This window comes from Olsenella sp. HMSC062G07 (genome assembly GCF_001811895.1).
Classification (GTDB): Bacteria; Actinomycetota; Coriobacteriia; order Coriobacteriales; family Atopobiaceae; genus Olsenella_F; species Olsenella_F massiliensis.
Genome location: NZ_KV806944.1, coordinates 170,179 through 192,328 on the forward strand (window position 1 = coordinate 170,179; position 22,150 = coordinate 192,328).

The window sequence follows — 22,150 nt, forward strand, 5'->3', positions numbered from 1 at the left end:
GGTTTTGGGCGGCGGTCGCGGGCATGCCGTCACGACGATCCCGGAGAGCGGTGCTGCGCTCTCCTCGATGCATAGGTGCTCGCGCACCACACCCCGTTCGATCTCACCTAAGGAGAGAAGCTTTGCCTACCATCAACCAGCTCGTCCGCCAGGGCCGCGTGTCTCACCAGGCCAAGTCCAAGAACGCAGCGCTGCAGCACAACCCGCAGAAGCGCGGCGTGTGCACGCGCGTCTTCACGACCACGCCCAAGAAGCCCAACTCGGCGCTGCGCAAGGTCGCCCGCGTGCGCCTCGTCAACGGCATCGAGGTCACGGCCTACATTCCGGGCGAGGGACACAACCTCCAGGAGCACTCCATCGTGCTCATCCGCGGCGGCCGCGTCCGCGACCTGCCTGGCGTGCGTTACAAGATCGTCCGCGGCGCCTACGACTGCGCTGCTGTCCAGGACCGCAAGAAGGCCCGCTCCCGCTACGGCGCCAAGCGCCCCAAGGAGTAGCCCCGCGTCCCATCTGACACTGCAACCAGTTTTCTGAGGAGATACACATGCCGCGTCGTGCAGCAGCAAGTCGTCGTGAGGTCACTCCCGACGCCGTCTACAACAACCGTCTCGTGACCCAGCTCATCAACAAGGTCCTTCTCGACGGCAAGAAGGCCACCGCCGAGCGCATCGTCTACGGTGCCTTTGACATGGTTCAGCAGAAGACCGAGCAGGACCCCCTGGCCGTCTTCAAGAAGGCCATGGACAACGTCCGCCCGACCCTCGAGGTCAAGCCCAAGCGCGTCGGCGGCGCCACCTACCAGGTGCCCATGGAGGTCAACTCCCGTCGTGCCACCACCCTCGCCATCCGCTGGATGGTCAACTTCTCGCGCGCACGCAAGGAGAAGACCATGGCCGAGCGCCTCGCGAACGAGATCGTGGACGCCTCCAACGGCGTCGGCGCGTCCGTGAAGCGTCGCGAGGACCTCTTCAAGATGGCTGAGGCCAACCGCGCGTTCTCTCACTACCGCTTCTAACCCCTGAGGGAGAGACGAACACATGGCAAAGGTTAAGTACAAGCTCGAGGACCTCCGCAACATCGGCATCATGGCCCACATCGACGCCGGCAAGACCACCACGACGGAGCGCATCCTCTACTACACCGGCAAGACCCACAAGATCGGTGAGGTCCATGACGGTGCGGCCACCATGGACTGGATGGCCCAGGAGCAGGAGCGCGGCGTGACCATCACGTCCGCCGCGACGACCTGCTTCTGGAAGGACCACATCATCCAGATCATCGACACCCCGGGCCACGTTGACTTCACGGCCGAGGTCGAGCGCTGCCTGCGCGTCCTCGACGGCGCCGTCGCCGTCTTTGACGCCGTCGCCGGCGTGCAGCCCCAGTCCGAGACCGTCTGGCGCCAGGCCGGCAACTACGGCGTGCCCCGCATCGCCTTCATCAACAAGTTCGACCGCGTGGGCGCCGACTTCTTCCATGCCATCGAGACCATGAAGGACCGCCTGGGCGCCGCCGCCGTGGCGGCGCAGATCCCCATGGGCGCCGAGTCCAACTTCTGGGGCCTCATCGACCTCGTCACCATGGAGGCGTGGGACTTCAAGGAGGACGCCAAGGGCATGATCTACCCCGAGGTCATGGACGCCATCCCCGAGGAGTTCGTCGAGCTTGCCCAGCAGAAGCGCGAGGAGCTGCTCGACGCCGTCTCCAACTTTGACGACGACCTCATGGAGAAGATTCTCATGGACGAGGAGGTCACTGTTGACGAGGTCAAGGCGGCCATCCGCAAGGGCGTCCTCGCCAACGAGCTCAACCCCGTCTTCGTGGGCTCCGCCTACAAGAACAAGGGCATCCAGGAGCTCCTTGACGCCGTCGTTGACTACCTGCCCAGCCCCCTGGACATCCAGGAGATCCACGGCACGACCCCCAAGGGCGCCGAGGACGTTCGTCACGCCGACACCAAGGAGCCCTTCAGCGCCCTGGCGTTCAAGATCATGACCGACCCCTTCGTCGGCAAGCTCACCTACATCCGCGTGTACTCCGGCCAGGCGGAGGCGGGCTCCTACGTCTACAACTCCGTCAAGGACGGGCGCGAGCGCCTTGGCCGCATCCTCGAGATGAACGCCAACGACCGCGTTGACCGCGACGAGTGCTCCGCCGGCGACATCGTCGCCTGCGTCGGCATGAAGAACACCTCCACCGGCGACACCCTCTGCGACGAGAAGCACCCCATCATCCTGGAGTCCATCGACTTTGCCGACCCCGTCATCGACGTGGCCGTGGAGCCCAAGAGCAAGGCCGAGCAGGAGAAGATGTCCGTGGGCCTGGCCAAGCTGGCCGAGGAGGATCCCACCTTCCGCGTCCACACCGACCACGAGACCGGTCAGACGATCATCGCCGGCATGGGCGAGCTTCACCTCGAGATCATCGTTGACCGCCTGCGCCGCGAGTTCCATGTCGAGTGCAACGTCGGCAAGCCGCAGGTCGCCTACCGCGAGACGGCGGGCAAGGCCGTGAGCCACGTCCAGGGCAAGTTCGTCCGCCAGTCCGGCGGCCGCGGCCAGTACGGCGACGCCATCATCGACGTGGAGCCTATGGAGCCCGGCTTTGGCTACGAGTTCGTGGACGCCACCGTGGGCGGCGCCATCCCCAAGGAGTACATCCCCTCGGTGGACAAGGGCATCCAGGAGGCGCTCCAGTCTGGCGTCATCGCGGGCTATCCCACGCAGGACATCAAGGTCACGCTCGTTGACGGCTCCTACCACGAGGTTGACTCCTCCGAGGCCGCCTTCAAGATCGCCGGGTCCATGGCCATCAAGAAGGCCCTGCAGCAGTCCGACCCCGTGCTGCTCGAACCCATCGAGAGCGTCGAGGTCGAGACGCCCGAGCAGTACATGGGCGACGTCATGGGCAACCTCTCGGGCCGCCGCGGCAAGATTGAGGGCATGGAGGACCGCTCCAACACCAAGCTCATCCGCGCCAAGGTGCCCCTGGGCGAGATGTTTGGCTACGCCACCGACCTTCGCTCCCAGACGCAGGGTCGCGCGAGCTACACCATGCAGTTTGACTCCTACGAGGCCGTCCCCAAGAACATTCGCGAGGAGATCGTCTCCAAGAACGGCGGAAGCGCCAACTAGCAAGCAGAACCGGGTTTTGTCCGCCTAGCCGGCGGACAAGACCCCCACAAAGGAGCTTCACGCTCATGATGGAGGTAAGTACCGTGCCTAACCAGAAGATCAGGATTCGCCTCAAGGGCTACGACCACGAGGTCGTGGACCAGTCGGCCAAGCTCATCGTTGACACCGCCCAGAAGACCGGTGCCAGGGTTGCCGGCCCCATTCCCCTGCCCACCAGGCGCAACGTCTACACCGTGATCCGCTCGCCCCACAAGGACAAGGACTCCCGCGAGCAGTTTGAGATGCGCACCCACAAGCGTCTCATCGACATCGTGGACCCCAGCTCGTCCACCGTGGACTCGCTGATGCGCCTTGACTTGCCTGCGGGCGTGGATATCGAGATCAAGCTCTAAGTCTCGTTGTTTGCCCACGATCCTGAGAGGCCCCCGGCCGCGCGGTCGGGGGCCTCTTGCATGTCGAGCGGGTGCCTTAGCCAAAACACGACGTTTGTTACAGAAATGCCCGTAGTTTTGACGTTTTTTGATATATCGGTCGTGTTCTGGCTAAGATGCGGCACGAGCCGGGATGGGCGCGGAAACAATAGTGCAGCCTCAAGTAAAGGGGCAAAGATAACGGCGTCCGTCCCGATTGCCGGAAGTGGTAGAAAATTACTGCGCAAACATTGTGAACGCGGCATCCGAAGTGTAAACTAGTCAGGCTGTGTTTCTTGAGGGGACAGCTGTGTCGAGTGCCCGAGCTCGCCCGGCTGCCTTGAGCGGCGCGGCAACCATAGGATGTGGTCCGCTGGGGAGGGACGGAAGAGCTGTCCCTACGCGCACGCGAAGGTCCCATGACCACCGAGGGTAAGGAACAAGCATGGTCAGCACGATTCTTGGCCGCAAGATCGGGATGACGCAGGTGTGGGACGAAAACGACAACGTCGTCCCCGTGACCGTCATCCTGGCGGGCCCCTGCGTGGTCTCGCAGGTGAAGACGAGGGCAACCGACGGCTATGACGCCGTCCAGATTGGCTTCGGAGACATCACGTCCAAGCACGTCAACAAGCCGATGCAGGGCCACTTTGACGCCCACGGCGTCGAGCCCATGCGCTACCTGCGCGAGGTTCGCGTCGAGGACGGCGAGAAGCACGCCACGGGCGACAAGGTCACCGTCGCGGACTTCGCCGAGGTCAGGGTCGTCGACGTCATCGGCACCTCCAAGGGCAAGGGCTTCCAGGGCACCATCAAGCGCTGGAACTTCGCCCGCGGCCCCATGACCCACGGCTCGCGCAACCAGCGCAAGCCCGGCTCCATCGGCCAGTGCGCCTATCCCGCCCGCGTTCGCAAGGGCCTGCACATGGCGGGGCACATGGGCGACGAGCGCGTCACCGTCAAGAACCTCAAGCTCGTCCGCATTGACGCCGAGCAGAACCTCATGCTCGTCAAGGGCGCCGTCCCCGGCGGCAAGAACGCCCTCGTCCAGGTCCGCATGGCCTAAGGCCTCGCACGTACCGATCCTTAGGCTAGCAAGGGAGACACAATGTCCAAGATTGAAGTCAAGAACGCGCAGGGGCAGGCGGTCGAGACCGCCGAGCTCGCTGACAGCGTCTTCGGCATCGAGCCGAACATCCCCGTGGTGCACCAGGTCGTCGTCGCCTACGAGGCGTCCCTGCGTCAGGGCACCCACTCCACCAAGAACCGCTCCGCCGTGTCCGGCGGCGGCGCCAAGCCGTGGCGCCAGAAGGGCACCGGCCGCGCGCGTCAGGGCACCATCCGCGCCCCCCAGTGGACCGGCGGCGGCACCGTCTTCGGCCCCACCCCGCGCAGCCACGCCAAGCGCACCAACAGGAAGGAGAGGAAGCTTGCCATGAGGTCCGTCCTCTCCGGCAAGGTGGCTGACGACGAGCTCATCCTGCTCGACGGCCTCTCGTTCGAGGAGCCCTCCTCCAAGCAGGCGGCCGCTGTCCTCAAGGCCCTGGGCCTCGAGAGCACGCGCGTGACCCTCATCCTTGACGATGACGACGTTATCACCTACCTCTCGTTCCGCAACCTTCCCCAGGTCCTCATCTTTGGCGTCTCCGAGGCCAACACCCGCAACCTCCTCGACAACGGTGCGCTCGTCATGACCACCGCCGTCGCCAAGCAGCTCGAGGAGGTGCTCGCTTAAATGAACTCCGCTTACGAGGTCATCATTCGCCCGGTCGTCACCGAGCGCTCCTTTGACCAGATGTCGCAGAACAAGTACAGCTTCGAGGTCGCCCGCTCCGCCCCCAAGGAGGAGATCGCGGACGCCGTCGAGAAGCTGTTCGGCGTCCACGTCAAGAAGGTCAACACGATGTGGGTCAAGCCCAAGACCAAGCGCGTGCGCTACGTCGCCGGCAAGACCCGCTCATGGAAGAAGGCCATCGTCACCATCGCCGATGGTGAGCAGATCGAGATCTTCGCCAACACGCAGGCAGCCGAGGACTAAGGCAACCCGCCCGTCTTGCGACAGACGCTCGCGAGGCGGGCTTGCATGCCGCGCATGATGGATACGCGCGGTACCGTGGTAGTCCGGTGTCACCACACTTGGTCCCGAGTGTGGTGGCCAACGGAAGAAAGGGAAAGAAGCAATGGCAGTTAGGCACCTCAAGCCCACGAGCGCCGGTCGTCGCTGGCAGACGATCTCCGACTTCAAGGAGATCACCTCCACGACGCCCGAGAAGTCGCTCCTGGAGCCCCTCAACAAGAAGGCCGGTCGCAACAACAACGGCCGCATCACCACCCGTCATCAGGGCGGCGGCACCAAGCGCAAGTACCGCAGGATCGACTTCAAGCGCAACAAGGACAACATCCCGGCCAAGGTCGCCACCATCGAGTACGACCCCAACCGCTCCGCGCGCATCGCGCTCCTTCACTACGTCGATGGCGCCAAGGCCTACATCCTCGCCCCCGAGGGCCTTCACGTGGGCGACAAGGTCCTGTCGGGCACCAAGGACGTCGATATCAAGCCGGGCAACGCCATGCCCCTCTCGGAGATCCCCGTGGGCACGCTCGTCCACGCCGTAGAGTTCCAGCCCGGCAAGGGCGCGGCCATGGCCCGCGCCGCCGGCACCTCCGTGCAGCTCATGGGCAAGGACAACGGCTACGCGGTCCTGCGCATGCCCTCCTCCGAGCTGCGCCGCGTGCTGCTCACCTGCCGCGCCACCATCGGCGAGGTCGGTAACGCCGAGCATTCCAACATCGTGATCGGCAAGGCGGGCCGCAAGCGCTGGATGGGCGTTCGCCCGACGGTCCGCGGCACGGTCATGAACCCGGTTGACCACCCGCACGGCGGCGGCGAGGGCAAGAACCACACCTCCGGCCGTCCGTCCGTCACCCCCTGGGGCATTCCGACCAAGGGCAAGAAGACGCGCGACCCCAAGAAGGCCAGCAACCGTCTGATCATTCGTCGTCGTTCCAAGTAGCACACGAGCCTTAGGAGATCGAAAGTATGAGCAGAAGTCTCAAGAAGGGTCCGTTTGTGGAGACTCGCCTCCTCGCGCGTGTCGCCGCCATGAACGAGTCCGGCAAGAAGGAGGTCATCAAGACCTGGTCGCGCGCCTCGACCATCTTCCCCGAGATGGTCGGCCACACGATCGCCGTCCACGACGGCCGCAAGCACGTTCCCGTGTACATCACCGAGTCCATGGTGGGGCACAAGCTGGGGGAGTTCTCCCAGACCCGCACCTTCCGTGGCCACAAGCAGGGTTAGGAGGTGCGTAGATAATGGCAAAGAACACCGCGGCGCAAGAGGTCAGCGCCACCGCCAAGTATGTGCGCATGGCTCCTCGCAAGGTCCGCATGGTCGTCGGTCTGATTCGCAACCTTCCTGTCGAGAAGGCGCTCGAGGTCCTGCAGTTCTCGACCCGCGCCGCCGCCGAGCCGGTCGCTAAGGTCGTGCAGTCCGCCGTCGCCAACGCCGAGAACAACAACGGCCTGCGTGCCCGCAACCTCGTGGTCAAGAGCGCCTACGTTGACGAGGGCCCCACGCTCAAGCGCATCCGCCCGCGCGCCAAGGGCTCCGCGTCGCGCATCAACAAGCGCACCAGCCACATCACCGTCGTCGTCGCACCTGGAAAGGAGGCGTAGGGAGAGCATGGGCCAGAAAGTTCAGCCTACCGGCTTTCGTCTCGGCATCACCGAGGAGTGGCGTTCCCGTTGGTACGCCGATAAGAAGGACTACGCCAAGAACCTTGGTAACGACCTTGAGATTCGCTCGTTTTTGAGCAAGCAGCTCGCCAACGCGGCGCTGTCGCGCGTCGAGATCGACCGCGCCGGCGACAAGGTGAAGATCACCATCTACACCGCCCGTCCCGGCATCGTCATCGGCAAGAAGGGCGCAGACATCGACGCGCTGCGCGGCAAGCTCGAGAAGATCTGCGGCGTGCAGAAGGGCGGCGTCAACGTTGACGTCGTCGAGGTCAGGCGCCCCGAGCTCGACGCCCAGCTCACCGCCCAGTCCATCGCCGAGCAGCTTGAGGGCCGTATCGCCTTCCGCCGCGCCATGCGCAAGGCCGTCCAGTCCGCGCGCAAGTCCGGCGCCCAGGGCATCCGCATCCAGTGCTCCGGCCGTCTGAACGGCGCCGAGATGGGCCGCCGCGAGTGGTACCGCGAGGGTCGTGTGCCCCTGCACACCCTGCGCGCCAAGATCAGCTTTGGCCAGGCCACCGCTCGCACCACCATGGGCGCCGTGGGCGTCAAGGTTTGGATCTACCAGGGAGAGCAGCTTCCCGGCCAGCCCGCCCTGCACCCCGAGCTCGAGGGCACCAGCGTCAACCGTCCTCGTCGCGGGCGTAACGAGAGGAGGGGTCGTTAATGCTGGCTCCCAAGCGCGTCCTTCACCGCAAGGTTCAGCGTGGCTCCATGAAGGGCAAGGCCAAGGGCAACACCGAGCTGCACTTTGGCACGTGGGGCATTCAGGCCCTGGAGGCCCACTGGATCACCAACCGCCAGATCGAGGCCGCCCGTATCGCCATGACGCGTCAGATGAAGCGTGGCGGCAGGGTCTGGATCACGATCTTCCCCGACAAGCCCATCACCAAGAAGCCCGCCGAGACCCGCATGGGCTCCGGCAAGGGCAACCCCGAGGAGTGGGTGGCCGTCGTCAAGCCCGGTCGCGTCATGTTCGAACTTGACGGCGTCGAAGAGGCCGTCGCCAAGGAGGCCCTGCGCCTGGCGCAGCACAAGCTTCCCATCAAGACCAAGATCATCACCCGCGCCGAGCAGCAGGACGGGGAGGCAAAGTAAATGAAGTACAAGGACATCCAAGAGCTCTCCGACGACGAGCTCGCCCAGAAGCTCGAGGACGGCCGTGCGGAGCTCTTCAACCTCCGCTTCCAGATGGCCACCAGCCAGCTGGACAACACCGCCCGCGTGAGCATCGTCAAGCGTGACATCGCCCGCGTCCAGACCGAGATGCGCGCACGCCAGATTGCTGCGGACGCGTCCGCAAGCCAGAAGTAGATCGCAGGAGAGATAAGACATGGCAGATACCGAAAGCAGGAACGCAAGGCATGTCCGCACCGGTGAGGTCATCTCGCTTTCCGGCGACAAGACCATCGCGGTGCAGATTACCTACCGTAAGCATCACCCCAAGTACGGCAAGATGATGACGATCAGCAAGAAGCTCCACTGCCACGACGAGAAGAACGAGTGTGGCCTTGGCGACACCGTCCGCGTCATGGAGACGCGGCCCCTGTCCAAGACCAAGCGTTGGCGTGTCGTCGAGATCGTCGAGAAGGCCAAGTAAACGATCGTATCAACCGCTTCCCACCATGTGCGGCGCCCGTGCGGCCGCACCTCTGCTCAGGGTAGCGTACGGAGGAATTTGCAATGATTCAGATGGAGAGCATGCTCAACGTCGCTGACAACAGCGGCGCCAAGCGCGTGAAGTGCATCAAGGTCCTTGGTGGCTCCAAGCGTCGCTATGCTGGCCTCGGCGACGTCATCATGTGCGCCGTGCAGGAGGCGACGCCCTCGGGTCAGGTCAAGAAGGGCGACGTCGTCCGTTGCGTCATCGTGCGCACCGTCAAGGAGCACCGCCGCAAGGACGGGAGCTACATCAAGTTCGACCAGAACGCCTGCGTGCTGGTCAACAAGGACGGCGAGCCCAAGGGCACGCGCATCTTTGGGCCCGTCGCTCGCGAGCTGCGCGAGCGCAAGTACATGAAGATCGTCTCGCTCGCGCCCGAGACGCTGTAGGGGAGTGAGCTCATGGCTAAGATGAAGATCAAGAAGGGCGACCAGGTTCAGGTCCTCTCCGGCAAGGACAAGGGCAAGCGCGGCGAGGTCATTCGCGCCATCCCGTCCGAGGGCAAGGTCGTCGTTCGCGGCGTCGCCCTGGTCAAGAAGGCCCAGAAGGCCGATCAGATGGGCAACAACGGCGGGATCGTCGAGAGGGAGGCCGCCATCGACGCTTCGAACGTGGCCCTCATCGACCCCAAGACCGACGCCCCCACCCGCGTGGGGTACCGCTTTGACGAGTCGGGCAAGAAGGTTCGCTACGCCAAGAAGTCGGGCGAGGAGATCTAGGGAGCCCGTGACGGCAGCCTCGTGCCGGGAAGCCCCGGCGCCACATGACGCCTCATGACACCGCACACCCCGCCTCAGACGAGGCGGGGTTTTTCGTCGGGCCGCCATGGCATGCGTCGCTGCCGCGGCGGCATGGCAGATGCCCAGTTGCGTTTGCGGAGCGCCGCCCCTACAATTCAATTTTGGTTAAGAATGTGCCGAGTCACCTCAACACGAACCAGGAGACGCACCCCATGAGATGCACTCGTAACCTCAGACGGCACCTTGCCGTCCTTGCGCTTTGCGTTGCGCTCGTCACGTCCATGATCCCGGCGGACGGCCTGGCCTATGCCACCGGCCTGACGAAGGGCCCATCTGACGCCACGCCCGCATCCGGCGGCGCCGGTGCCGTGACGACAACGCAGACCGCGCCGTCAGCCCCCGCGACCGCGCCGTCAGCCCCCGCCGCGCCCGAGACGGACGCGAACACCGCCCCGACGGCGCCCTCGCCGCAGAACGCGCACCCAGGTGCCGCGAGCGGCAGTGACCCCGACGAGGCCGCCTCGGCGTCTGCCACGCTCACCTTCGCGCTCAATGGGGGAACGCTGCCCGAGGGGCTGTCCCTCACCACGTCCGTCGCCACGGGCAAGACGCTTGACCTTGCAAGCTATGTCCCCACCAAGGCCGGCTCGACGTTCGCGGGATGGTACGCCGACAGCTCCCTCACCCGGCCGGTGAAGGACCCCGTCGTCATGGGGTCTGAGGACATGACGCTTTATGCCAAGTACGATCCCGTCGCGGGCAGCGTCATCTACGTGGACCCCGTCAACGGGTCCGACTCGCATGACGGCCAGAGCGCCACGACGCCAAAGAAGACCTATGCCGCCGCGTTTGCCGCCGTGACGGCCAACGGCAGGATCATCGCCACGAACCTGGACAAGGCGGCGGGGGAGTGGCCCCTGTCCGTCGGGGTCGCGACGAAGCCGGTCACGCTCGAGATCGCGCAGGACACCACCTGGCAGCCGACCTCTACGCCGGCGGCGGGCACGAGCTGCATCACCGTGAACAGCGGCTCTCACCTTACGGTGGCGCCGGGCAAGACCCTCACGATGCACGGCTGCCAGACGGCCGTCACCATCCTCAAGGGCGGCGAGCTCAACGACGGCAACTATGTGCTTGACGGCAACGCCTACGCCTTCAACAACAAGGGCCTCGTCAAGGGAAGCGACCGGTCGGCGCTTGTCATCAAGGCCGATTCGACCGTCACGGGCGCAGGTTACCTACAGGGGCGCGGGATGAACTATGCCGGCGGATCCAAGTTCGTCAACGCGGACGTCACGGTCAAGGGCAGGTCCGACGACGCGGACAAGGGCGCCTGGGGAGGGCACGGCGCGCCGCTGTGGCTCGAGAACACCAGGCTCGTGACCGAGGGCGTGCGCTTCAACATCCAGACGTGGAACGCGCCGCACAACCTCTACATGGACAGGTCATACCTGAGCACCAAGGGCAAGTGGCCCACGAGCAACTGGGCGGCATTCCTGGGAGACCTGTATTACCAGGGGTTTGGCCTCGTCGGCACGTCTCCGAGCCTCATCAGGAACGGCTCGACCCTCGTCGTGGACGGCGGGCGCATGACCGTGGGGTCGACCTACGACGCCGCGACCCAAAGCTATTCGAACAACACGACGATTCAAAACTCCACCCTCAAGATCCTCAACAGCAGGGGCGGCGGGCTCAACCTTAACTACGGCGGCAACGTCACGTTTGAGAACTCCACCTTCGAGACGAGCGGGCTCGTGACGTATCCCGCGTACGGCGTGCAGACCTCGGATGGCACGCCTGGCCTTCTCACCTTCAAGGGCAGCTCGGCGGTCAACACGCCCGCGCAGGACGCGACGGTGGACAACGGCGGCGCAAACGACGGCAGTCACTATGTCGTGACGGGAGGCTCCTTCCTCATCAAGAACGCCGGCGTCGCGCAGACGGTCCCAACGAACGGGCCGGAAAACGGGGATGAGCCGTTGACGCTGCTGACGCTGGCGGACCCAAGCGTGAGTCTGGTAACCCCCATCAACGCGAACGGGTCCACCTACCGCTATGAGGTGGGCACCCCAACGGCAGACGGCCAAAAGCACGTGTGGGTGCCGGGTGCCACCGTGACCTTCAAGCTCAACAAGGACGGCGCGACGTTTGCGGACGGCAGCTCCGCCGACAAGGTCCAGACCACCGTGCGCGGGTACGCGCTGGGGTTCACGAGGGGCACGAGCGACCCGGGCGTCGCCACCGCCGCGGACGGCACGGTGTTCAAGGGCTGGTTCTACAAGGACGCAGGCGGCGCGGAGCACCCGTTTGACCACGCGACCACCAAGGTGACGTCCGACCTCGAGGTCTATGCCGCATGGGGGTCTCGCTCGGTCGTCTATCACCAGGGCGCCGCCAGCTGGACCCAGTCCCTCGGGGCGGGCGAGACCACAGCCACCGCCCTGGGCTTTGAGGACGTCGTGGCAAAGAACCCCGACTTCAAGGTCGCCGGGAAGACCTTCAGGGGCTGGAACACCGCGCCCGACGGCTCGGGGGCCGCGACGGCGCCCGGCGCGACCCTGAGCTTCTCGGGCACAACCACCCAGATAGACCTGTACGCCCAGCTCGACGAGAACCACTACGTCGTATCGTTTAGCGCGAACGGCGGCACGTTCGCCGACTCGAGCGTGTTCAAGACGCATCCTGAGGTCTTTGACGTCGTCAAGGACGCATCGGGTGGCGACGTCGCCAAGCTTAGGGCCCAGGCGCGCTATGACCAGGGCCTGTGGGGCCTTTTGGGCGGACTGAGCCATAACGACCTCAAGCTGACGGCGGACGTCGCCACGAAGCGCGGGAGTGTCATCGAGGACGTCAACGACCCCAGCCTCGGCACGTTCTACAACTGGTACACCTCGCCAGACGGCACGGGAGCCCTCCGCTTTGAGGATCTTGACCTGGGCGGGGGAATCGTCGTCTCGCCACAGGAGCCCAAGATAACGGCCGACACCACGTATTACCTCAAGTGGAAGGAGGACCCCACCGTCATCGACGTCATCGCGTCCGGGACGCTGGGCGTGGACCTGTGGGGGGCCTCCGCCGCCGCCACGAACGACTACCTGATCGCCGTGGCGGACGGCACGTCCACGTTCAGCCTCACGCAGGCAATCGACCTAGCGGACGTCAAGGCAAAGGTTCGGTCCATGAGGGAGCAGTTCTCCGCGGACGTCGCCGACCCGTCCAAGGTCGCGCTGACGGGCACGGAAGGCGCGATCACGGCAAGGCTGACCCTGCCCGCCGAGGTCACCCTACCCGCCAACCCCACGGCGACGCTCGTGGGCGGAGGGGGCCTGTTTGAGGTCACGGACACGCAGGTCTCGGGTCAGACCGTCACCGTCACGCTGGGTCTCAAGCACCAGCACACCAACCTCGCGACGCTGCTTGCTGACGCCAGCACGGCGGGCATGGGCGGCGACATGAGAGTCTCGATTGGCGGGCTCACGCTCAAGGCGGGCACCCCCAACGGCAGCGAGTTCACGGCCACGAGCGACGTGAGCGGCAGACTCACGGCCCGGGGCAGAGGCTCCGACGCCGTGAAGGCGGCCTTCAACTTCACCTGGAGCGGCGCGCAGACCGCATCCGGGATGGACGTCAAGGGCACGGCGGGCTCTCCCGTCGTCCGGCAGACCATCCTGGCCAAGGTCGTGACCGCCTTGGACCTTCCGGCCGACCTGCTCATCGACGCCGATACGGAAAACGACGCGGCGTACGAGGCCGTGCAGGGCTCGACGGTCGACCTCACCGGCGCGGTGAAGGTCACGGCGATTCAGGCGCAGATGACCCAGATCGAGGCCCTGTATCCCGGCGTCGAACCCAGCAAGATCGCGCTCGACCTCGGCTCGTTTGGCTTCACGGCCACGATTGACGTGCCCGAGGGGCTCACGCTGCCGGCGGGGCTTGACGGCGACACCTCCAAGGTGACCACGACCGGCTTTGGCGACGGCTTCAAGGTCTCCTCCGTCAAGGTGGACGGCAACAGGGTCACGGTGGGCTTTGAGCTCTCTGACCCTGGCTCCATCAGGACGTACGCCGACCTCCAGGGCGTCGTCAACGCCGCGGGGGCTGCCACGAACACGGGTGACACGGGATGGATGAAGCTCACGATCCCCGGCGTCGGGGTACCTCTGACGGCTGCGGCAGGAACGCTGCTCACGGCGACGGGCACGGTGACGGGGCACTTTGATGCCGTCGCGACGTCGACGGCAGGCACGAGCAAGGCGTTCGCGTTCACGTGGGGCGCGGCCCAGTGGGCGTTCGGCAGGGATGCCGTCGCCCCGGCGGGCGACACCAGCATTCGCGCGACGCTCAAGGTAAAGGCGGCGACGCGCGACATCACCGTCAGGAAGGTCTGGCTCGACGAGGGCGGCTCTCCCATGGCGGCACCTTCGGGCAGCGCGGTGAAGGCTCAGCTCATGGACGGCGCGGAGGCGGTCGAGGGCGCCACCGTGACGCTCAGTGCCGACAACGGCTGGACCGCGACCTTCTCGGGCGTGCCGACGTATCGTGACGGCAGGGAGATCTCCTACTCCGTTGCCGAGCTGGGCGAGGTCGCGGGCTTTAGCGCCGCTGCGGCCACGGGCACTATGGCGTCGGGCTTCACGCTCGCGAACACCAAGGCCAAGGCGACGCCGCCGACGCCTGCCTATGGTGACCCCACGGTCCTGAAGCGCGTCTCGGGCGACCGACCCGCCGCCCCCGCCACCTTCAGCTTCGTGCTTTCGGCGGACGACCCCGGCAACCCCATGCCCGCCGGCAGCGAGGGCGGCTCCAAGACCGTCACCGTCAGCGTCACGGGCGATGCGTATGAGTATGGCGTTGAGTTTGGTGCCATCACCTTTGCCAGGGAGGGCACCTACGCCTACACGATTCGCGAGCTTGCCGGCTCCGCGGCCGGTTACAGCTATGACGCCGCTGCTTACCAGGTGAGCTATGAGGTCACCAAGGGCGCGGACGGTAACCTCGCGGTCCGGCGCCTCTGGCACAGGATCAACGCCGACGGCACGAAGACCAGACTCTATGAGGGCATCAACAACGATTCCGTCGGCGCGGTGTTTGACAATGCCTATCACGCCCAGCCGGGATTGACGCCTCAGGCGCCTCAGGGCGGCGGCACGACGGGCGCAACTCCCCAGACGAACGACGACTCACTGCCCGTGGGCCTCAGCGTCGGCCTGGGCCTTGCGGCGGTCGCCGTCATCGTCGTCGCAATCGTCCTGCGCCGCAGGAAGGGCTAGACGCCGCCCGCGCGGGACAGCGGCATGGAGCGCCCGCATGAGGTGCCAGTGCGAGTCGCCAGCGTGAGGCACGTATCAGGAACGACGGCGAGCTCCCCCGCACGAAGTTGCGGGGGAGCCTTCGTATGCAATGTCATGCATACGGATCGCTTAGCCAAAACACGACATACATATCAAAATATCCTGCCTGAGACCCGATATTCTGTAATCTTTGTCGTGTTTTGGCTAAGGCTGGGAACGCGAGGCGCCCCCATGGCGCTTGATTTTCTTACAAGGGCGCCGGCCCGCCGCGACGAACCAGCAGTTGTGAATAAGTTCTGATGTTTTTTCCTGAGCCGGGACCACTTCCGCAAAGGCCTAACATATAGGCTTGCGTGCGAACTCTAGGACCATGCTGTCTAAAGCTCGCAGGCTGACACTGGCTCCCGCTTCGCTTGCCACGAATCGGGGGGCACGAGGCTAACGGACGGCCGCCGCGCCGCCGCGCCAACCCCGTGCTAAACACCACCATGAGTGAGGAGATCGCATGGCAGACCAGACCGCGTATGTCCCGCGTCTTAAGGAGATCTACGTCTCCCAGGTGCGCGACCAGCTTCAGAAGAAGTTTGGCTACAAGAACGTCCACCAGATTCCCAAGTTCGAGAAGATCGTCGTCAACATGGGCGTCGGCGAGGCTGCCACCGACTCCAAGGCGATCGAGGGCGCCGTCGCCGACCTGCGCACCATCACCGGCCAGCAGCCCATCGTGACTCGCGCCCGCAAGTCCATCGCCACCTTCCACCTGCGCGCCGGTCAGCCCATCGGTGCCAAGGTGACCCTGCGCGGCGACCGCATGTTCGAGTTCCTCGACCGCCTCATCGCCACCGCCATCCCGCGGATTCGCGACTTCCGCGGCATCAGCCCCAAGTCGTTCGACGGTCACGGCAACTTCTCCATGGGCGTCACCGAGCAGCTGATCTTCCCCGAGATCGACTTTGACAAGGTCGACCACACCCGCGGCATGGACATCACCATCGTCACCACCGCCCCCACGGACGAGGAGGGCAGGGCGCTGCTCGAGGCCTTCCACTTCCCGTTCAAGCGGAACTAACTACTGTCGTTTGTCGCCTCGGCAACCTGGCATGAGCCAGGACCGGGGTCTACCCTCGAAGAGGAGGATTTGTGGCTAAGACATCGATGATCGTCAAGGCGTCGCGTGAGCCGAAGTACTCAACTCGCAAGCAGAACCGCTGCCAGCGCTGTGGGCGTCCCCACTCCGTCTATCGCAAGTTCGGCCTGTGCCGCGTGTGCTTCCGCGAACTCGCGAGCAAGGGCGAGCTTCCTGGCGTCCGCAAGGCAAGCTGGTAAGCCGGGGCTCTGTCGTACAGGCGCTCTCGCCACGGGCGAGTACGAACCGTACGCACAGTTTCATCACGAACTAAGGAGAAGGAATCAATGAAGGTTACTGATCCCATCGCAGACATGCTGACGCGCATCCGCAACGCAAACAACGCCGGCAAGCCCGAGGTCTCCATGCCCTCGAGCAAGGTCCTGGCCGAGCTCGCCCGCGTCATCTGCGAGGAGGGCTACATCCAGTCCTATGAGGTCGAGGACACCACGCCTCAGAAGACCCTGCACATCACGCTCAAGTACGGCAAGAAGAACGCCCGCGTCATCCGCGGCATCAAGCGCATCTCCAAGTGCGGCCTGCGCATCTACTCCTCTGCCGACAAGCTGCCTCGCGTCCTCGGCGGCCTGGGCACTGCCGTCATCTCCACCTCCAGGGGCATGATGTGCGACCGCGACGCCCGCAAGCAGGGCATCGGCGGCGAGGTCATGTGCTACATCTGGTAAGGCGCGACAGGAAGTAAGGAGGAGACAATGTCTCGAATTGGCAAGAAGCCTGTCACGGTCCCTGCCGGGGTCACTGTGACCATCGATGGCGCCACCGTCACCGTCAAGGGCTCCAAGGGCGAGCTCACCCGCACGTTCTCCGATCTCGTCACCGTCGAGCAGAAGGGCGAGGAGATCCTCGTCACCCGCAACGACGAGACCAAGCAGTCCAATGCCCAGCAGGGCCTCGTTCGCACCCTCGTCCAGAACATGGTCACGGGCGTGTCCGACGGCTTCGAGAAGAAGCTCGAGCTCGCGGGCGTCGGCTACCGTGCCGTCCTCAAGGGCAAGGACCTGGACCTCTCCCTGGGCTACTCGCACCCCGTCATCTACGCCTGCCCCGAGGGCATCAGCTTCGAGGTGCCCGACAATACCCACATCACGGTGAAGGGCATCTCCAAGGAGCAGGTGGGCCAGGTTGCCGCCGAGGTGCGCGCCAAGCGTCCGCCCGAGCCGTACAAGGGCAAGGGCATCCACTACGCCGGCGAGCACATCCGCAGGAAGCTCGGCAAGGCCGCCAAGTAGCAGTGCGCGCCGTCCCGGCGGTCGGCCGACCGTCCGGGCCGCCTGCGCGGCGGCGTCTTTCGCAGGCGGCGGCCCCACATAGGAAAGACCATCACCCCGTCAGGTGATGGCATCGTGAAGGAGAAGGAATGAACAGGTTCCAGGCAAAGAGAGCGGGTCTCAAGCGCCGCCAGCGCCGTGTCCGCGCCAAGATCTTCGGTACCGCAGAGCGTCCCCGCCTCACCGTGCATCGCACCAACGCGCACATCTACGCGCAGGTCGTCGATGACACTGACGGCAGGATCATCTGCTCCGCCTCCACGCTGAGCGCCGAGTTCCGCGCCCTGGGCAAGATCGGCTCCAACAAGGAGGCTGCGGAGTTCGTCGGCAAGCTCATCGGTGAGCGCGCCCTCGAGAAGGGCATCTCCGAGGTCGTCTTTGACCGCGCCGGTCGCATCTATCACGGCCGTGTGAAGGCTCTAGCTGATGGCGCCCGTGCCGCGGGCCTGAAGTTCTAGGAGGATTTGAATGCCACGTGATCGTAAGCGCCAGAATGACTCCGATCTTCAGGAGCGCGTAGTCTATATCCATCGAGTGTCCAAGACCGTCAAGGGCGGTCGTCGCATGTCCCTGCTCGCCCTGGTCGTCGTCGGCGACGGCAAGGGCAACGTGGGCATCGGCATGGGCAAGTCCGCCGAGGTGCCTCTGGCCATCCAGAAGGGCGTCGATGACGCCAAGAAGAACATGTTCAAGGTGCCCGTCACCGCGAGCGGTTCCGTCCCGCACGCCGTCGAGGGCTGCTATGGCGCGGGCCGCGTCCTGATCAAGCCCGCCGTCGAGGGCACCGGCGTCATTGCCGGCGGCCCCGTCCGCCCGCTCTTTGAGCTTGCCGGCATCACCAACGTGCTGTCCAAGTCGCTGGGCACCGACAACGCCCTCAACATCATCAAGGCTGCCGCCGAGGGCCTCAAGTCCCTGACCTCCCCCGAGGAGGCCGCCGCGCGTCGCGGCCTGACCGTCTCCGAGATGTTCACCGGGAAGGAGGCCTAAGCCATGGCAGACGAGAAGAAGCTCACCGTCAGGCTCGTGCGCAGTGCCGTCGCGTCCGTCAAGAGGGACCAGACGCGCACCTGCCGCGCCATGGGCCTTCGCAAGATCGGCGATGTCTCGGTCCTTCCTGACAACCCGAGCGTCCGTGGAATGATCTTCAAGGTCAAGCACCTTGTTGAGGTTGAAGAGAACTAGGAGTCACCCACATGCAGCTCAATGATCTTCGTCCTGCCGAGGGCTCGCGCAAGAGCCGCAAGCGCATCGGTCGCGGGAATTCCTCCGGCTTCGGCACCACGGCCGGCCGTGGCTCCAAGGGCCAGCTCTCCCGCTCCGGCGGCGGCAAGGGCGCCGGCTTCGAGGGCGGCCAGACCGCCCTCGCGATGCGCCTGCCCAAGCTCCCCGGCTTCAAGAACCGCAACCGCGTCGAGTACGCCCCCGTCAACGTCGCCCGCCTTGAGAAGCTCTATGAGGCCGGGGATACCGTTGACGCCGAGAGCCTCAAGGCCAAGGGCGTCATCAAGCACGACTACATCCCCGTCAAGGTTCTGGGTGACGGCGAGCTCACCAAGGCCCTGACCGTCAAGGTGGACAAGGTCTCCGCGTCCGCCAAGGCTAAGATCGAGGCCGCTGGAGGAAAGGTCGAAGAGGCGTGCTAAAGGGAATCGCCAACGCGTTTCGCATCCCCGAGCTCAGGAAGAAGATCCTGTTCACCATCGGGATCCTCCTCCTGTATCGTCTGGGCGCCTACCTGCCTGCCCCGGGCATCCCGTTCAAGCAGATGATCTCTGTCGGGACGGCCCTGAGCTCGGGCGGGGGTGCCCTGGCGGTGCTCAACCTGTTCTCGGGCGGCGGGCTCTCGCGTGTCTCGGTGTTCAGCCTGGGCATCATGCCGTACATCACCGCGCAGATCATTTTGCAGATGATGCAGGCCGTGGTGCCCTCGCTGGGCGAGCTCGCCAAGGAGGGGGAGTCGGGCCAGCGCAAGATCACGCAGTACACGCGCTACGTCACGATCCTCCTCGCGCTGATCAACGCCATCGGGTATCTCTTCCTGTTCAAGTCACAGGGCATCAACTTCGCCGGCATGCCGGGCGTGCCCGAGGCGCTTGAGAACGTCATCGTCGTCGCCACGCTGCTCACGGGCGCCATCATCATCATGTGGATGGGCGAGGTGCTCACGCAGCGCGGCATCGGCAACGGCATGTCCCTGATCATCTTCGTGAACATCATGGCCGGCCTGGGACCCACCCTCACGCAGGCGTGGACGACCTCAGGCCTGGGGGCCATCATCACGGTTGTCACGCTGCTGGTCATCGTCGCCATCATCCCGCTGATCGTGTACATCGAGCGTGGCCAGCGTCGCATTCCGGTGCAGTACGCCAAGCGCGTCATCGGTCGTCGCATGATGGGCGGTCAGTCAACCTACCTGCCGATCAAGGTCAACACGGCGGGCGTCGTCCCCATCATCTTCGCCTCGGCGCTTCTGTACCTGCCGGCGCAGGTGGCCGTGTTCTTCCCCAGCGTCGCCTGGATTCAGGGTTTTGCGTCCCTGCTCTCCAGCGGGTGGGTCAACTGGGTCCTCTCCGTGCTTCTCATCGTGTTCTTCGCGTACTTCTACACGAGCATGGTGTTCAACCCGGAGGAGACGGCCGACCAGCTGAGGAAGGCTGGCGGCTTCATTCCGGGCGTGCGCCCGGGCGGCGCGACCATCGCGTACATCAAGAACGTGCTCGACCACATCACGCTTCCCGGCGCGCTCTTCATGGCCGCGCTCGCGATCGTCCCGTCCATCCTGTTCTCGCTCACGGGCAACACCCTGCTCCAGAGCTTTGGCGGGACCTCGGTGCTCATTATGGTCGGTGTGGCCATGGACACGATCTCGCAGCTTGAGTCCCAGCTCAAGATGCACAATTACGAGGGATTCTTCGTCTAGGTCGCGCTTGGGGCCGTCTGGCGGGGAATGATTCGCAAGAGCTGGGGAGGCAGGGGTTGGCGCCGCGTGCGTCGGCCCCTGCCTCGTCAGACGCGCCAGGGAGCGCCGCATGTCCCGCTCGCCTGCGGGGCGCTGGCCTTGGCCGTGCCCGCTCGCAGGCCCCTGGGCCTCCTCGCCGGCATGACGCCCGTCAAGCAAGTACACTTACGTATACGTACGTGCCTCTCCCTGACCGTGCCGCGTGCCTTGGCCTCGCCGCGGCCCGCGCTCGCGCCAGGGACATCGGTGCGCGACGCGTTAAGCCTCTTGAGGTCTCGGGAAGGAAGAGAAGCATGAGAATCGTACTTCTAGGAGCACCGGGCGCGGGCAAGGGAACCCAGGCGCAGAAGCTGGTCGAGGACTACGGCGTCGCCCATATTTCGACGGGGGACCTCCTGCGTGCGGCCGTCAAGGCGCAGAGCGCGCTGGGCGTCCAGGCAAAAGGCTACATGGACGCCGGCAAGCTCGTTCCTGACGAGCTCGTCATCGGCCTGGTCACGGAGCGCCTTCAGCAGGATGACGCCCAGAGGGGCTTCGTCCTTGACGGCTTCCCCCGCAACACCGAGCAGGCGGACGCCCTGGACGTCGAGCTGGCGAAGCTCGACATGGGCCTGGACGCGGCGCTTCTGGTGGACGTCAGGCCCGAGGTCATCGTCAATCGCCTGAGCTCGCGACGCACCTGCCATGACTGCGGGTACACCGCGACGGAGGGCGTCACGGCCTGCCCCCGCTGCGGCGGGAAGATGTATCAGCGCGATGACGATAGGCCCGAGACCATTGCGCGGCGCCTCGAGACCTACAAGAATCAGACGGCACCCCTCATCGAATACTATCGAGGGCACGGAATACTGAAGGAGGTTGACGGAGACCGTCCCGTCGGCGAGGTCTATGCCGACGTCACGTCTTCGCTCGGTCTATGATTCACATCAAATCAGCGGCGGAAATCGAAGAGATGAAGCAGGCGGGGTCGCTGTCCAAGCAGGCCCTGCGCCTCGCCGGCTCCATGGTTCGTCCCGGTGTCTCCACCAAGGAGATCGACGTCGCCGTGGAAAGCTTCATTCGCCTGCACGGCGCCATTCCCACCTTCAAGGGCTACGGCGGCTTCCCGGGCAGCATCTGCGCCTCGCTCAACGAGCAGATCGTCCACGGCATCCCGTCCTCGGAGGTCTTCCTCAACGACGGTGACGTCATCTCCATCGACACGGGCGCCACCTTTGGGGGCTGGGTGGGCGACAACGCCTGGACCTTCTTCGTGGGCACCCCCTCCGACGCGGTCAGGGGCCTCTGCGAGGTCACCCGCGACTGCCTGAAGGCGGGCATCGAGCAGGCCGTCCCCGGCAACCACCTGGGTGACATCGGGCATGCCGTCCAGCAGCTCGCCGAGGCGCACGGTTACGGCGTCGTCAGGGAGTACGTGGGCCACGGCGTGGGCCACGTGATGCACGAGGACCCCAACGTGCCGAACTTTGGCAAGAAGGGTCGCGGCGTCAGGCTTCAGGCGGGCATGGTCATTGCCATCGAGCCCATGATCACGCTGGGGACCCACGAAAACCATACGCTTGGCAACGGCTGGACCGTCGTCACGGATGACGGCAAGGCCGCGGCCCATTACGAGAACACCATCGCCATCACCGAGGACGGCCCCGTCATCCTCACCCAGGACGAGGACGGACCCTGGCTGCCCATGCAGAGCGGTCAGAAGTAGGCGCCTTTCAGGGGAGGGACCTCTCCTTGAGGCAGGTGACGGGCGCGGACGGACGTCCCCCTCTGCAGGGAATATGAAATTCTCTGCGGCAG

General features: G+C 65.1%; 28 protein-coding genes. All 28 read left to right on the top strand.

What is annotated here, in order from left to right:
• Positions 1-122 precede the first annotated feature (122 nt).
• The 28 genes from rpsL to map all read left to right on the top strand — a co-directional run bounded on the left by rpsL (position 123) and on the right by map (position 22,058).
• Complete coding sequence (gene rpsL / locus HMPREF2826_RS01460; protein WP_058271060.1) at positions 123-497, top strand: 30S ribosomal protein S12; 375 nt, start codon at positions 123-125, stop codon at positions 495-497.
• 47 nt (positions 498-544) lie between these two features.
• The gene (gene rpsG, locus HMPREF2826_RS01465; RefSeq protein ID WP_058271061.1) at positions 545-1,015 is read left to right on the top strand and encodes a 30S ribosomal protein S7; all 471 of its coding nucleotides are present in this window, start codon (positions 545-547) and stop codon (positions 1,013-1,015) included.
• Between the two features lie 22 nt (positions 1,016-1,037).
• Positions 1,038-3,134, top strand: a complete 2,097-nt coding sequence (fusA, locus tag HMPREF2826_RS01470; protein WP_070638565.1) for an elongation factor G — start codon at positions 1,038-1,040, stop codon at positions 3,132-3,134.
• 83 nt (positions 3,135-3,217) lie between these two features.
• Positions 3,218-3,526 (top strand): 30S ribosomal protein S10, encoded by a 309-nt coding sequence (rpsJ, locus tag HMPREF2826_RS01475; protein ID WP_058271288.1) that lies wholly within the window; start codon positions 3,218-3,220, stop codon positions 3,524-3,526.
• Between the two features lie 463 nt (positions 3,527-3,989).
• Positions 3,990-4,610: a 50S ribosomal protein L3 gene (rplC, locus tag HMPREF2826_RS01480; RefSeq protein ID WP_070638568.1), complete on the top strand. Its 621-nt coding sequence runs from the start codon at positions 3,990-3,992 to the stop codon at positions 4,608-4,610.
• A gap of 42 nt (positions 4,611-4,652) precedes the next feature.
• On the top strand, positions 4,653-5,279 hold the full coding sequence (rplD, locus tag HMPREF2826_RS01485; protein WP_070638571.1) for a 50S ribosomal protein L4: 627 nt from the start codon (positions 4,653-4,655) through the stop codon (positions 5,277-5,279).
• The gene (gene rplW / locus HMPREF2826_RS01490) at positions 5,280-5,582 is read left to right on the top strand and encodes a 50S ribosomal protein L23 (RefSeq protein ID WP_070638574.1); all 303 of its coding nucleotides are present in this window, start codon (positions 5,280-5,282) and stop codon (positions 5,580-5,582) included. It begins immediately after the preceding gene.
• A gap of 142 nt (positions 5,583-5,724) precedes the next feature.
• Entirely contained in the window at positions 5,725-6,558 is an 834-nt protein-coding gene (gene rplB, locus HMPREF2826_RS01495) for a 50S ribosomal protein L2 (protein ID WP_070638578.1), read from the top strand.
• 26 nt (positions 6,559-6,584) lie between these two features.
• The gene (rpsS, locus tag HMPREF2826_RS01500; RefSeq protein ID WP_058271067.1) at positions 6,585-6,845 is read left to right on the top strand and encodes a 30S ribosomal protein S19; all 261 of its coding nucleotides are present in this window, start codon (positions 6,585-6,587) and stop codon (positions 6,843-6,845) included.
• Positions 6,846-6,859: 14 nt separating this feature from the next.
• Complete coding sequence (gene rplV / locus HMPREF2826_RS01505) at positions 6,860-7,222, top strand: 50S ribosomal protein L22 (protein ID WP_070638582.1); 363 nt, start codon at positions 6,860-6,862, stop codon at positions 7,220-7,222.
• A 7-nt stretch (positions 7,223-7,229) separates the two neighbouring features.
• Positions 7,230-7,949, top strand: coding sequence for a 30S ribosomal protein S3 (gene rpsC / locus HMPREF2826_RS01510; RefSeq protein ID WP_058271069.1), 720 nt, complete (start codon positions 7,230-7,232; stop codon positions 7,947-7,949).
• Positions 7,949-8,380 carry a 50S ribosomal protein L16 gene (rplP, locus tag HMPREF2826_RS01515; protein ID WP_058271070.1) on the top strand — a complete coding sequence of 144 codons (432 nt, stop codon included), beginning with the start codon at positions 7,949-7,951 and terminating at the stop codon, positions 8,378-8,380. Before rpsC ends, rplP begins: the two co-directional genes overlap by 1 nt.
• On the top strand, positions 8,381-8,596 hold the full coding sequence (rpmC, locus tag HMPREF2826_RS01520) for a 50S ribosomal protein L29 (protein ID WP_058271071.1): 216 nt from the start codon (positions 8,381-8,383) through the stop codon (positions 8,594-8,596). It abuts the gene before it with no gap.
• A 19-nt stretch (positions 8,597-8,615) separates the two neighbouring features.
• Positions 8,616-8,882: a 30S ribosomal protein S17 gene (rpsQ, locus tag HMPREF2826_RS01525; protein WP_058271072.1), complete on the top strand. Its 267-nt coding sequence runs from the start codon at positions 8,616-8,618 to the stop codon at positions 8,880-8,882.
• 83 nt (positions 8,883-8,965) lie between these two features.
• Positions 8,966-9,334: a 50S ribosomal protein L14 gene (gene rplN, locus HMPREF2826_RS01530; RefSeq protein ID WP_058271073.1), complete on the top strand. Its 369-nt coding sequence runs from the start codon at positions 8,966-8,968 to the stop codon at positions 9,332-9,334.
• Positions 9,335-9,346: 12 nt separating this feature from the next.
• Entirely contained in the window at positions 9,347-9,664 is a 318-nt protein-coding gene (gene rplX, locus HMPREF2826_RS01535; protein ID WP_070638585.1) for a 50S ribosomal protein L24, read from the top strand.
• 233 nt (positions 9,665-9,897) lie between these two features.
• The gene (locus HMPREF2826_RS01540) at positions 9,898-14,955 is read left to right on the top strand and encodes an InlB B-repeat-containing protein (RefSeq protein WP_070638587.1); all 5,058 of its coding nucleotides are present in this window, start codon (positions 9,898-9,900) and stop codon (positions 14,953-14,955) included.
• A gap of 526 nt (positions 14,956-15,481) precedes the next feature.
• On the top strand, positions 15,482-16,045 hold the full coding sequence (gene rplE / locus HMPREF2826_RS01545; protein ID WP_070638590.1) for a 50S ribosomal protein L5: 564 nt from the start codon (positions 15,482-15,484) through the stop codon (positions 16,043-16,045).
• A gap of 71 nt (positions 16,046-16,116) precedes the next feature.
• The gene (locus HMPREF2826_RS01550; RefSeq protein ID WP_058271077.1) at positions 16,117-16,302 is read left to right on the top strand and encodes a type Z 30S ribosomal protein S14; all 186 of its coding nucleotides are present in this window, start codon (positions 16,117-16,119) and stop codon (positions 16,300-16,302) included.
• A gap of 87 nt (positions 16,303-16,389) precedes the next feature.
• Positions 16,390-16,788, top strand: coding sequence for a 30S ribosomal protein S8 (gene rpsH, locus HMPREF2826_RS01555; RefSeq protein ID WP_058271078.1), 399 nt, complete (start codon positions 16,390-16,392; stop codon positions 16,786-16,788).
• Between the two features lie 27 nt (positions 16,789-16,815).
• Positions 16,816-17,352, top strand: a complete 537-nt coding sequence (gene rplF, locus HMPREF2826_RS01560; protein ID WP_070638593.1) for a 50S ribosomal protein L6 — start codon at positions 16,816-16,818, stop codon at positions 17,350-17,352.
• Between the two features lie 128 nt (positions 17,353-17,480).
• Positions 17,481-17,849: a 50S ribosomal protein L18 gene (gene rplR, locus HMPREF2826_RS01565; RefSeq protein WP_070638597.1), complete on the top strand. Its 369-nt coding sequence runs from the start codon at positions 17,481-17,483 to the stop codon at positions 17,847-17,849.
• A 10-nt stretch (positions 17,850-17,859) separates the two neighbouring features.
• Positions 17,860-18,381, top strand: coding sequence for a 30S ribosomal protein S5 (gene rpsE, locus HMPREF2826_RS01570; RefSeq protein ID WP_070638600.1), 522 nt, complete (start codon positions 17,860-17,862; stop codon positions 18,379-18,381).
• Between the two features lie 3 nt (positions 18,382-18,384).
• Positions 18,385-18,576, top strand: a complete 192-nt coding sequence (rpmD, locus tag HMPREF2826_RS01575) for a 50S ribosomal protein L30 (protein WP_058271082.1) — start codon at positions 18,385-18,387, stop codon at positions 18,574-18,576.
• Between the two features lie 11 nt (positions 18,577-18,587).
• On the top strand, positions 18,588-19,037 hold the full coding sequence (gene rplO / locus HMPREF2826_RS01580) for a 50S ribosomal protein L15 (RefSeq protein WP_070638603.1): 450 nt from the start codon (positions 18,588-18,590) through the stop codon (positions 19,035-19,037).
• Positions 19,031-20,314, top strand: a complete 1,284-nt coding sequence (secY, locus tag HMPREF2826_RS01585; RefSeq protein WP_058271084.1) for a preprotein translocase subunit SecY — start codon at positions 19,031-19,033, stop codon at positions 20,312-20,314. The genes rplO and secY overlap by 7 nt, the downstream gene beginning before the upstream one ends.
• A gap of 332 nt (positions 20,315-20,646) precedes the next feature.
• Positions 20,647-21,273, top strand: a complete 627-nt coding sequence (locus tag HMPREF2826_RS01590) for an adenylate kinase (protein ID WP_070638606.1) — start codon at positions 20,647-20,649, stop codon at positions 21,271-21,273.
• Positions 21,270-22,058 (top strand): type I methionyl aminopeptidase, encoded by a 789-nt coding sequence (gene map / locus HMPREF2826_RS01595; protein WP_070638609.1) that lies wholly within the window; start codon positions 21,270-21,272, stop codon positions 22,056-22,058. Before HMPREF2826_RS01590 ends, map begins: the two co-directional genes overlap by 4 nt.
• Positions 22,059-22,150: the final 92 nt, after the last annotated feature.

Excerpts from the sequence above, each read along its gene's own strand:
- rplX (WP_070638585.1), top strand. The coding sequence starts at position 9,347 with ATGGCTAAGATGAAGATCAAGAAGGGCGACCAGGTTCAGGTCCTCTCC.
- rpsS (WP_058271067.1), top strand. The coding sequence starts at position 6,585 with ATGAGCAGAAGTCTCAAGAAGGGTCCGTTTGTGGAGACTCGCCTCCTC.
- rplE (WP_070638590.1), top strand. The coding sequence starts at position 15,482 with ATGGCAGACCAGACCGCGTATGTCCCGCGTCTTAAGGAGATCTACGTC.
- rpsQ (WP_058271072.1), top strand. The coding sequence starts at position 8,616 with ATGGCAGATACCGAAAGCAGGAACGCAAGGCATGTCCGCACCGGTGAG.
- map (WP_070638609.1), top strand. The coding sequence starts at position 21,270 with ATGATTCACATCAAATCAGCGGCGGAAATCGAAGAGATGAAGCAGGCG.
- rplF (WP_070638593.1), top strand. The coding sequence starts at position 16,816 with ATGTCTCGAATTGGCAAGAAGCCTGTCACGGTCCCTGCCGGGGTCACT.
- rplV (WP_070638582.1), top strand. The coding sequence starts at position 6,860 with ATGGCAAAGAACACCGCGGCGCAAGAGGTCAGCGCCACCGCCAAGTAT.
- rpsC (WP_058271069.1), top strand. The coding sequence starts at position 7,230 with ATGGGCCAGAAAGTTCAGCCTACCGGCTTTCGTCTCGGCATCACCGAG.
- fusA (WP_070638565.1), top strand. The coding sequence starts at position 1,038 with ATGGCAAAGGTTAAGTACAAGCTCGAGGACCTCCGCAACATCGGCATC.
- rplB (WP_070638578.1), top strand. The coding sequence starts at position 5,725 with ATGGCAGTTAGGCACCTCAAGCCCACGAGCGCCGGTCGTCGCTGGCAG.
- rplP (WP_058271070.1), top strand. The coding sequence starts at position 7,949 with ATGCTGGCTCCCAAGCGCGTCCTTCACCGCAAGGTTCAGCGTGGCTCC.
- rplO (WP_070638603.1), top strand. The coding sequence starts at position 18,588 with ATGCAGCTCAATGATCTTCGTCCTGCCGAGGGCTCGCGCAAGAGCCGC.
- HMPREF2826_RS01590 (WP_070638606.1), top strand. The coding sequence starts at position 20,647 with ATGAGAATCGTACTTCTAGGAGCACCGGGCGCGGGCAAGGGAACCCAG.
- rpsE (WP_070638600.1), top strand. The coding sequence starts at position 17,860 with ATGCCACGTGATCGTAAGCGCCAGAATGACTCCGATCTTCAGGAGCGC.
- rplC (WP_070638568.1), top strand. The coding sequence starts at position 3,990 with ATGGTCAGCACGATTCTTGGCCGCAAGATCGGGATGACGCAGGTGTGG.
- rpsG (WP_058271061.1), top strand. The coding sequence starts at position 545 with ATGCCGCGTCGTGCAGCAGCAAGTCGTCGTGAGGTCACTCCCGACGCC.
- rplR (WP_070638597.1), top strand. The coding sequence starts at position 17,481 with ATGAACAGGTTCCAGGCAAAGAGAGCGGGTCTCAAGCGCCGCCAGCGC.
- rplN (WP_058271073.1), top strand. The coding sequence starts at position 8,966 with ATGATTCAGATGGAGAGCATGCTCAACGTCGCTGACAACAGCGGCGCC.
- rplW (WP_070638574.1), top strand. The coding sequence starts at position 5,280 with ATGAACTCCGCTTACGAGGTCATCATTCGCCCGGTCGTCACCGAGCGC.
- rpsH (WP_058271078.1), top strand. The coding sequence starts at position 16,390 with ATGAAGGTTACTGATCCCATCGCAGACATGCTGACGCGCATCCGCAAC.
- rpmD (WP_058271082.1), top strand. The coding sequence starts at position 18,385 with ATGGCAGACGAGAAGAAGCTCACCGTCAGGCTCGTGCGCAGTGCCGTC.
- rpmC (WP_058271071.1), top strand. The coding sequence starts at position 8,381 with ATGAAGTACAAGGACATCCAAGAGCTCTCCGACGACGAGCTCGCCCAG.
- rplD (WP_070638571.1), top strand. The coding sequence starts at position 4,653 with ATGTCCAAGATTGAAGTCAAGAACGCGCAGGGGCAGGCGGTCGAGACC.
- HMPREF2826_RS01540 (WP_070638587.1), top strand. The coding sequence starts at position 9,898 with ATGAGATGCACTCGTAACCTCAGACGGCACCTTGCCGTCCTTGCGCTT.